8 protein-coding genes are annotated in these 10,097 nt (G+C 25.8%); 7 read left to right on the top strand and 1 reads right to left on the bottom strand.

All coding sequences use genetic code 11. The annotated features are described in order from the left end of the window. Positions 1-64: 64 nt before the first annotated feature. Complete coding sequence (locus Q0K52_RS05740; protein ID WP_297297398.1) at positions 65-1,078, top strand: GntP family permease; 1,014 nt, start codon at positions 65-67, stop codon at positions 1,076-1,078. Between the two features lie 16 nt (positions 1,079-1,094). Next, positions 1,095-1,925 carry an MBL fold metallo-hydrolase gene (locus Q0K52_RS05735; RefSeq protein ID WP_297297397.1) on the top strand — a complete coding sequence of 277 codons (831 nt, stop codon included), beginning with the start codon at positions 1,095-1,097 and terminating at the stop codon, positions 1,923-1,925. A gap of 71 nt (positions 1,926-1,996) precedes the next feature. Here the strand turns inward: Q0K52_RS05735 and Q0K52_RS05730 are convergent, their stop codons facing one another. Next, a complete protein-coding gene (locus Q0K52_RS05730; RefSeq protein ID WP_297297395.1) occupies positions 1,997-3,826 on the bottom strand; it encodes a CDC27 family protein in 1,830 nt (609 codons plus the stop codon). Positions 3,827-4,396: 570 nt separating this feature from the next. On the opposite strand from Q0K52_RS05730, the gene Q0K52_RS05725 reads away from it, so the two are divergent. From Q0K52_RS05725 to Q0K52_RS05705, 5 genes are all read left to right on the top strand, one after another. Further along, entirely contained in the window at positions 4,397-5,014 is a 618-nt protein-coding gene (locus Q0K52_RS05725; protein WP_297297393.1) for a carboxymuconolactone decarboxylase family protein, read from the top strand. Positions 5,015-5,167: 153 nt separating this feature from the next. Next, positions 5,168-5,419, top strand: a complete 252-nt coding sequence (locus Q0K52_RS05720; RefSeq protein ID WP_297297391.1) for a DUF167 domain-containing protein — start codon at positions 5,168-5,170, stop codon at positions 5,417-5,419. Between the two features lie 74 nt (positions 5,420-5,493). Beyond that, on the top strand, positions 5,494-7,761 hold the full coding sequence (locus tag Q0K52_RS05715) for a tetratricopeptide repeat protein (RefSeq protein WP_297297389.1): 2,268 nt from the start codon (positions 5,494-5,496) through the stop codon (positions 7,759-7,761). Between the two features lie 336 nt (positions 7,762-8,097). Beyond that, positions 8,098-8,700, top strand: coding sequence for an SMC-Scp complex subunit ScpB (gene scpB / locus Q0K52_RS05710; protein ID WP_335759328.1), 603 nt, complete (start codon positions 8,098-8,100; stop codon positions 8,698-8,700). Positions 8,701-8,826: 126 nt separating this feature from the next. Beyond that, positions 8,827-10,092, top strand: coding sequence for a pitrilysin family protein (locus Q0K52_RS05705; RefSeq protein ID WP_297297384.1), 1,266 nt, complete (start codon positions 8,827-8,829; stop codon positions 10,090-10,092). Positions 10,093-10,097: the final 5 nt, after the last annotated feature.

Below are 10,097 nucleotides of genomic sequence, written 5' to 3'. Positions count from 1 at the left end.
CGAAGTCCGCAGAGCGTGTGCGGCGGGAAAAAGTTGACTAAAAAAATGACAAAGTTAAAAATTTTTGGTATATATAACTGGAATACCGGTATTCTGCGATTCAGGATTTGTAATTTTATCACCTATATCAAAGGCATTAGCTTCAAGATCAAAAATATCATTGGCTGTTATGGGTACTGCATTAAGCGGAGGATTATATGCTACACATTGTTTGGTTCCTCCTACACCTGGCCCTATAGCAATGGCTGGAACTTTAGGTGCTAATTTAGGATTAGTTATTTTAGTTGGACTTCTTGTATCAATACCTTCTGTAATAGCTTCTATTATCTATGCTAAAAAAGTGGCAAGCAAAATATATATAGATGCTAATACTGAAGATAATGTTGATGATTTGATGGATAAATATGGTAAACTTCCTGGAGCTTTACATTCATTTTCTCCTATACTTCTTCCTATAGTATTAATAGCTTTAAAGTCTATAGCTGATTTCCCTTCAGCACCTTTTGGAGATGGAGCAGTAAAAACTTTCTTCTCTTTTATAGGAACACCTATTATAGCACTTTTGCTTGGAATATTTTTATCTATGACACTTCTAACAAAAGTGAATAAAGATGAAATATTATCTATTATATCTGAAGGTATAGTAAATTCAGCTTCTATATTGGCAATTACTGGAGCAGGCGGTTCTTTTGGTGAAATATTAAAAGCTTTGCCTATTGCTGACATATTAAGCAGTTCTTTGCTTCAATTTAATATAGGAGTTTTCCTTCCATTTATAATTGCTATGTTATTAAAAACAGCTATGGGGGCTTCAACTGTTTCTATGATAGTAACCTCATCTATGATGCTTCCTTTAATGGGTACTTTAGGATTTACTTCAGAGATACAAAAAGTTTTAGTAATAATGGCTATTGGTGCTATGACAGTATCACATGCTAATGACTCTTATTTCTGGGTAGTTTCTCAATTCTCTAATATGACCCCTCAGCAGGCTTATAAATGTCAAACAGGTGTTACATTGGTTCAGGGTTTGACAACTATCATAATAGTATTTATACTTTCTTTAATATTTAAATAATTAAGGAGTTTATTGTATGGTGTCTGTAACTGTTTTAATGGAAAATAGTCCTGCTGTTAATAAATCTCTAAAATATGAGCATGGACTTTCTTTATTTATAAAAACACCAAAAAATAAAATATTATTTGATTTTGGATCAAGCGATATATTTTTATATAATGCTCAAAGAATGGATATAGATTTAAATGATTTAGATGTAGTTGTATGCAGTCATGGTCATTATGATCATAGCGGCGGTTTTGCTGATTTTGTCAGTAAATATAAAATAAAAAAGTTTATAACTGGTGAAGGTTTCTTTGAGCCTAAATATAGAGCTGATGATTCAAAGTTTGCATATATAGGTAATCCTTTTAATAAACAGCTTTTACTAGACAATAATATAGAACATATCGAATGTAAAGATGTATACAAGATAGATGATAATTGTTATGTATTTAGCGGTTTTAAAAGGACTACTCCTTATGAAGAAGCATCATCAAATTTTGTATGCGGAAATTTAAATGAAGATATGAAAGTTGATAATTTTAATGATGAAATTTGTTTAGTTATAAAAACTGACAATGAACTTTGTTTATTAACCGCATGTTCTCACCCCGGAATAGTTAATATGGTAAAATCTGTAGGTGAATATTTTAATTCTAATGTTACAAGCATATACGGCGGAATACATTTAGTAGAGGCTGATGGTGAAAGAATAAAAAATACAATTGCAGATATGAAGAAATTAGGATTAAAAAAAGCAGGTTTTTGTCATTGTTCCGGAAATAAGGTAAAAGAAGTTGTAAAGAATGATGATGCTATAGAGTCTTCAGATTTTTGTACAGGCGACAGTATAATTATTAGATAGTTATTTGGTTTATTTTAAAATATAAAAGGGCTGCATAATTTTTGCAGTTCTTTTATATTTTAAATATTATTTTATAAATAATTTTCCATTAATTTCATCAATATAAAATAAAGCTCTATATCATAATTTTTATAATAAGATTTCATTAAATTTAATATACAAACAGAAGTGTATTCAAAAGCATTTTCTATATTATCGACTATTCTTTTTATATTTTCTTTATCATTATTATCTATAACATCACAATAATATATTTCTTTACTATTTTCCAAATTCTTTTCTATAGCTTTTTTTACTATCTCTTTATAGTATAGGAAATTATCTATATTAAAAGAATCAAAATATAAATAAGGCTTTTTTTCTGTATTGGAAGAATATAAATGATATAAATCTGACTTTTCTATATCTTGGAATAATATATTAAAAAAGTTATTAATATCTTTCTTCTTTGAATCACAATCATTTCTATTAGTTTTGGTATTATTATCACAAAAGCCTAACATAGTATTGTATATCATTTTTACATGCTGTTTATTTTCTACTTTTTGTGGTTTTATAACTTCAGTAGATGCTGAGGCTGTATTTTTGTATGAGAATGTTTTGAAATAGTTATTATAATCTTCTTTCATCTTCTTCAGATGTAAATTATGATTTTTCTCTTTTTGTTTTTCCTGCTTTAATAATATTTTATACTGATTCATATATTCATGATGTTTATCTTTTTGCCCCATCTCTAAATATAGTTTAGCCATCAATTTATATGTTTCAGATTCATTGTCTTTAAGATCCATAGAATTTTTCAAATAAAATAATGCTTTTTTATGATTGCCTATTTTTAAATAAGAATCTCCAAGCCATAATGATATTAAATAATTATCTTCATCATTATTTAGTTTTATTGATTTTTCTAAATATTTTATAGCTTCTTCATATTCGCTGTCTATGTAATTAATATATCCTATCCAATAATATGCCAAATAATTATTTTCATTATTGTTTTTTTCATTTATTTCTATAGATGATAATAAATAATGTATAGCATTCTTGTAGCTTTCTGTTTTAGCATAGCATATTCCAAGATATAAATAGTTTAAATATTCATGTTCTTGTACTTCTGATAATTTTATAAAGCATTCTAATTCATAATCTATATCATTATCATATCTTATAGCTATTTCTCTTGCCTTTTCAAAGCATTCTTCGGATAAACTTTCCTCATCTATAACTTTATATAGCAGCCCTAAAGTAAACCAAGTATCAAATTCATTATCTTTTAATTTTACAGATTCACTTAAATGTTCCAATGCCTTATCATATATTTGAAGAAGAAAATATGTATTTCCCAAATAATAACGGCTTAAATAATCATCATCTTTGAATTGTACAGATTTTTTTAAATATTCAACAGCATCATTATAATTTTTCAATTGAATGTAGCAATATCCTACATATCTATATACTAAATGATCCTCTATGCCTACTGCTTTTGATAAATATCTTAATGCTATACTGTAATATTTGTCATTAGTTCCTATTTTAGCATAGGTAATGCCTAACCATAAAGAATAATATTTATTTGTGCTGTCTAATTTATATGCACTTTCAAAACATTCCAATGATTCTTCTAATGAGTCGAATATGTCATAACATCTTCCCATATAATATTTATACATAGCCTTATTTACACTAGATTTTTCTAATGAAATGGCTTTTAAAAAATACATCATTGCTATATCGTAGCGGTCTAATTTATAAGAGCAGTATCCGGCTTTAAATATAGCTTCTATATTATTAGGGTCAATATTATTTAAAATATTGCTGCATAAATTAAAAGCATCATCATAGTTTTGATTTTGTATATATTCATCAATTTCTTGTAAGTATTTACTTATATTATTCATAATCTCACTTTAAAATAATTAGGGTAGTATTATAAGATATAATTTGATAAATTTAAACTACTCATGTATAATTATAACAATAACTATGAAAAAATAATCATTAATTCTTTCTATAAAAGATAATATTTTTTAAATTTTTTATATAAATTCTATTAATAATAATTTTATGATTAATAATATATACCTAAATAACTATATTTTGTTAAAAATAATTTTTTTTAATTTTAGATATCTGCAGGGCTTTGCCCCGCACCCCAGTTCTTTTACCGAGTAGGTACCTTTCGGTATTGGTATAAAAGAACCAAAACAACTTCATTTTTTACCTAAAACTAGGGTTTTATACCACATATTTAATACATATTCTTAAAATATAAAGTTCTAGCAATTGCGTTTTCGCAAAGCGTATCCGAGCTTGTCGAGGATATAGCTGCTTTTTTGTGCAGAAAAAAGTAGATAATTTTATATAAAGTCTATCAGTTGACAAACTTAAAAATTTTCAGTATATATAAATTTTATTAATAAAAATAAAAATTAATAATAATATAATAATTCAAAATGGATAATTTAATAATGGACAATATAAATTTTGATATACAAAGTACTAAAGATAATTACTTCAAAAGTTCAGAAGAAGCTTACATTAATCCGCCTAAGAAAATACCATTCTTTTTGAAACTGCCTATGTGGATAGCTAAAAAGAAAGTGAAAAAAGACTTACTTCTTCCAAAGATTTTGGCTTGGAATCCTAAAACTGCAATAAGTTCGGGTGTAATGGAGGCACTCATAACTCATGATGATAAAGAAGTACCTAAAAGGCTTTTGAAACTTATAAGGATACAGATTTCAATAGATGTGGCATGTCCGTTTTGTATAGATATGAATAGTTTTGAATATGATAAAGAAAATGTAACCGAAGAAGAAATAAAATATTTACAAAATAAAGATATAGATTCCTGCCCGACTATGTCAAATAAGGAAAAGATTGCTTTAAAATATATTTCAACTATAACGAAAACGCCTGTAATAATATCCGAAGAATTAATCACAGAAGTAAAAAAAGAGTATTCAGAGCGTGCTATATTAATATTAGCTTCCACTGCGGCACAGGTTAATTATTGGGCTAGGCTTATAAGAGGTTTAGGAGTTCCTACTGCTGGTTTTACTAATATATGTAAAATTAATAAATAGGTCAAAAATATTATAAATTATGTTTTGAAATAAATAATCAATATAAATGATATTAATAATTTCTCTTATATTGTATTTATATAAGTTATATTGACAAAAGAAATATTATAAGTTTTAATAAAAATATAATAAACAAAATGATAACTATAATATATGAACCTAGAAGTTAAAGTAACAGCGGGAGCTAAATCCAACAGTTTTAAATTCGAGAATGGGGCCTATTCCATTCGTATTATGGCTAAGGCTATAGACGGTAAAGCCAATAAAGCTATAATTGATTTCTTGGCTGATGAGCTTAATATCAAAAAAAGAGATGTTGAAATATTAAAGGGTGAGAAAAGCAGTAAGAAAATTATTGCTATTAATATTGATGATAAGTCACTTAAAGAGTATTTTAATAAATAAAAAATTGCATTTTAATGTTGACATAATATACATATTCATTGTAAAATATCTATATATTTGTATATGAGGTTTTTATGTATAATACAAAAATGGATTATCTTTTAAATGAAGCTTCTATCCGTATGAACAATGAAGATTATGATCAGACATTAGAAATTCTTGATGTAATATTAAAAAAAGTCCCTAAAAATTACAGAGCGAATTTATATAGAGGACAATTATGCGTAGAGCTTAAAGAATATGAAGACGCTATAAGATATTTTGAAGAAGCTAGAAAAGTAGACATAAAAACTTTCAAATCATATAATTTATTGGGTATAAGTTATCATGCTATAAAACAGTATGATAAAGCTATAGAATGTTTTAATGAAACTCTAAAAATTACTCCGAATTCTTATAAGGCTTATAATTTACTTGGAATAAGCTATTTTGAAAAAAAAGATTATACCAAGGCTATAGAATATTTTAATAAGGCTATAGAGATAAATCCTAAATATGATAAGGCTTATAATAATTTGGCTTTATTCTATTATAAGCATAAAAAATTTAATGAGGCAATAGAGTTCTTTGAGCATTCAAAGTCTTTAGATGAAATGGTTTTCAAAGCTTATGATATGCTTGGAATGAGCTATTACAAAATAGGCAATTATGATAAGGCTATAGAATGTTTAGCTAGATTTTTACAGTATAATACAAAATCATATAAAGTGGCTAATACATTAGGAGCGGTTTATTCTTTCTTAAAAGATTATGATAATGCTATAAAATATTTTAATAAGGCTATAGAGATAAATCCTAAATATGCAAATGCCTATAATAATTTAGCTTTAGTTTATTTCAATAGAAAGATGTTTGATAAATCAGCTTTATATTTTGATAAGGCTAAAAGATTAGATTTGAATGCATTTACCGATTATAATAAACTTGGAATAAGCTACTATTCTAAAAAATATTATTATGAAGCTATAGAATGTTTCCAAAAAGTTATAGAAAAAAATCCTAATGCTTATAAGGCTTATAACTTTATAGGTATATGTTATTCATCTAATGAAGAGTATGACAAGGCTATAGAATATTTCAATAAATCTATAGAAACTAATGACAGATACTACAAGGCTTATAATAATTTGGCATTGGCTTATTATAATTTGGGTTATTATGATAAGGCAGTAGAGAATTTCAATAAGTCTTTGGATATTAATATAAATAATCCTGATTCCTATAATGGTATAGGTTTAGCTTATTATTATTTGGGTGAAAAAGAAAAGGCTTTAATTTATTTGAATAAGGCAGTAAGTATTAATCCTTCATATACAAATGCTTATGAGGCTTTATTTAATATATATTTTGATTTTGAAGAATATGACAGTGCTTTATATTTTGCCGATAAGGTTATGGAGATAAAACCTGATGTATCATTTAAATATTATGACAAATTAATTGATATATGCTTCATTAATAAACAGTATGATAAAGTTATTGAGTATTCTAAAAAAACTGATAAAGAAATTGATTATAATATACTTGCTTTATCCTACTATCATTTAAAAGACTATGATAATGCTTGCATATATTACAATAAATTAATAGAAAGAGAAAAATCATCTTTCAAATTGTATAATAATTTGGCTATTATTTATTATTTGAAAAAAGATTATGAATCACTTTTAAATACATATAATAGCTATATAGATAACTTTGAATTAAGTAATGTACAGTTTGCAAGCTATAATATATTTTTATTATCTTATACTTTATTAAGAAACAATATAATAAAGTACAGCGACTTCTTATCTTTATTTGAGAAATCTTTGAATAAAAGTATAGAACATTATAAACTTCATAATTCAAATGTGAATTCAAAATTATATAAAAGTATAGTTTATAATACAGATTCGCTAAAAATATTATTAGAGCATAAGATTCAATCAATTAATTCTTTGGATTTTCTATTCGGATCAATAGATGATAATAAATTAAAAGCTGTAAAACCTGTAATAGAGAAGTTAAAATTATCTTTATTTGATAACTCTATAACTGATTTAGATAATCATACTATATGTGTAGAATATTATTCAGAAAATGCCACAGTAATAAATATTAACAATTATAATCAAAATAATATTTATGGTAAAAGTGCTAAGTTTATAAATGATATAGATGAAATTCATTATGAGTCTTTGATTTCAATATTCAATTCAGAAAGCAGCGTAGCTTTATTAGACGGAGATATAAAAATAAAAGCGATATATTTCTCTAATGACTTTGATGATGCAGATATAGAGATAATCAGACGCATAATAAATGATGAAGATATAAAACTCTATAAATCAGACATTTAAAGAAATATTATATTATTTTGGTATAATAAAGTTATATATACATAAATCATAATTGTAAAATAACATTTCAGCATATAAGATTAGTATATAATAATGCATATAAATTTAATAAATGTATAAAAAAATTCCAAATATAATTAGATTTACATAACTCATATTAAATAAATATGCATATTCTTGAAAAAAGTTTCAACTATGTTATAATTTCGATATATAAAATAAAAAAGGATTTTCATTTTATAGGATATAAATATTATGGACGAAATTAAAGAAACAAAAGAAATTACTGCAGTAGAAGAAAGTACGGAATCAAAAGAAAACAATGAAGCTGTAAGCATGGAGGCTCAGGCTGAAAACAAAACATCAGAAAAAAATGCTTTTGAATTAGACGATTCTATACTTTCTAACAGAGAAGAATTAGAAAAAGTTATGGAAGCTATCATCTATGTTGAAGGCAGCGTTCCTATAAGCAGACTCAGAACTCTTTTTAAATGTGAGAACTCTGATATAAGAAACTATATAGAAAGCATCAATGCTAAATATAGAAGTGCTAATAGTGCTATAGAAATACTTGAAGTAGGCGATTCTATTATCATGACTATCATACCTTCTACGTTTGGTACATTATCGGCAATATATGATAAGAAGCGTAAGAAAAAAATTTCAAAAGCAATGCTTCAAACTTTATCTATCATAGCATATAAACAGCCTTTAACTAAAGCTGAAATTGATGATATAAGACAAAGCGACAGCGGATATCATTTAAGAGCATTGATGGAAGACGGTTTCATTACTTGGAAAGGAAGAAAGGATTATTTGGATAAGAGACAAACTTATGGAACTACAGATAAATTCTTAATTCATTTCGGCATCAATAGTTTAGATGATCTTCCAAAATTAAGAGAATTAAAAGATTTAGAATTTAATAAAAACGACTAATATATTTTATTAAGGACTTTGCTAAAAAATAGTAAAGTCCTTATATCTATGCTTATATCATTTTTATAATTATACTGTCGAAAATTATACAATTAATAAATAATATAAAAATTTTATGGAAAAAACATGGTAAAAAGATTAACGCTTGAAAATGGAATTAGAGTTGTCTTAGAGAATATGCCTATATTAGATACAGTTTCTATAGGCTTTACTTTTTTGACAGGCAGTGCTAATGAGAGTAAAGAGGAAAACGGATACACTCATTTTATAGAGCATATGCTTTTTAAAGGTACTGATACTATGACTTCTAAGGATATTATTAGAAAAATAGAAGGTGTAGGCGGTATATTTAATGCTTTTACTTCAAGACATTTAACTTCTTTTTATATAAATATAATATCTAAATATTTTGACAGAGCTATAGATACTTTAGAAAATGTTATGCTTCATTCTGCTTTTAAAGAAGATGATATAAACAGAGAGAAAAAAGTTATCATAGAAGAATTAAAAATGTCAAATGATACTCCGGAGGAAATATCAGCCAATCAATTCTTTGCTGCTGCTTATAAGGGCACATCTATGAGCTTTCCAATAGGAGGAACTATTAATAATATAAAAAGTATTAATAGAGATAAATTATATTCATATTTTAAAGAGCATTTTAATTCTAATAATTTGATTATTTCTATAGCGGGCAACTTTGATATAGAAACAATAGTTGACAGACTAGAAAAAATCAAATTGCCTAAAAAAAGCCCAACAGTTAATGGGGATTTGCCATTTTACTATAAAACAGTTACTAAAGAAAAACAGGAACTTCATCAAGTATATTTTTCTCTTATTACTCCTTCATACAGTGCAGCAAATAGTAAAGAAAGATATGCTATGAATATAGTTAATGATATATTCGGCGGAAGTTCTTATTCAAGATTATTTCAGGCTATTAGAGAAAATAAAGGACTTTGTTATAATATATACAGTTATAATTCAAGTTTCATCAATGGCGGTAGTTTTGAAATACATGGTTCTACAAGTTTGGATAGATATGAAGAAACTATAGAAAGCATATATGCTGAAATAGAAAAACTTATTAATGATAGAGTATCAGAAGAAGAACTTGAAGAAGCAAAAGAAAGTTATAAAAGTTCTATGGCATTTAGTAAACTTAATGCCGAATTCATAATGAATAAGAATGCCAGAAGCGAATTATATTTATCAAAGTATGTTTCATTCAAAGAAATTTATAATTCAATAGATAGAGTAGATTTGAAATTAGTTAATCAAGTTATTGATGAAAAACTAATAAATAAAAAATTCTTTTTAACATCAGTAGGTTCTGAAGGTACAAAAGATATAAGTAATGCTTTGAGTAAGAAATTGAAACTTAATTAATTTAT

The organism is uncultured Brachyspira sp. (assembly GCF_944390845.1).
GTDB classification, from domain to species: Bacteria; Spirochaetota; Brachyspiria; order Brachyspirales; family Brachyspiraceae; genus Brachyspira; species Brachyspira pulli.
Note: the sequence above shows the minus strand (reverse complement) of the source record. Positions and strands in the feature narration are given on the sequence as shown.

Excerpts from the sequence above, each read along its gene's own strand:
- Q0K52_RS05730 (WP_297297395.1), bottom strand. The coding sequence starts at position 3,826 with ATGAATAATATAAGTAAATACTTACAAGAAATTGATGAATATATACAA.
- Q0K52_RS05705 (WP_297297384.1), top strand. The coding sequence starts at position 8,827 with ATGGTAAAAAGATTAACGCTTGAAAATGGAATTAGAGTTGTCTTAGAG.
- Q0K52_RS05735 (WP_297297397.1), top strand. The coding sequence starts at position 1,095 with ATGGTGTCTGTAACTGTTTTAATGGAAAATAGTCCTGCTGTTAATAAA.
- Q0K52_RS05720 (WP_297297391.1), top strand. The coding sequence starts at position 5,168 with ATGAACCTAGAAGTTAAAGTAACAGCGGGAGCTAAATCCAACAGTTTT.
- scpB (WP_335759328.1), top strand. The coding sequence starts at position 8,098 with ATGGAGGCTCAGGCTGAAAACAAAACATCAGAAAAAAATGCTTTTGAA.
- Q0K52_RS05725 (WP_297297393.1), top strand. The coding sequence starts at position 4,397 with ATGGACAATATAAATTTTGATATACAAAGTACTAAAGATAATTACTTC.
- Q0K52_RS05715 (WP_297297389.1), top strand. The coding sequence starts at position 5,494 with ATGTATAATACAAAAATGGATTATCTTTTAAATGAAGCTTCTATCCGT.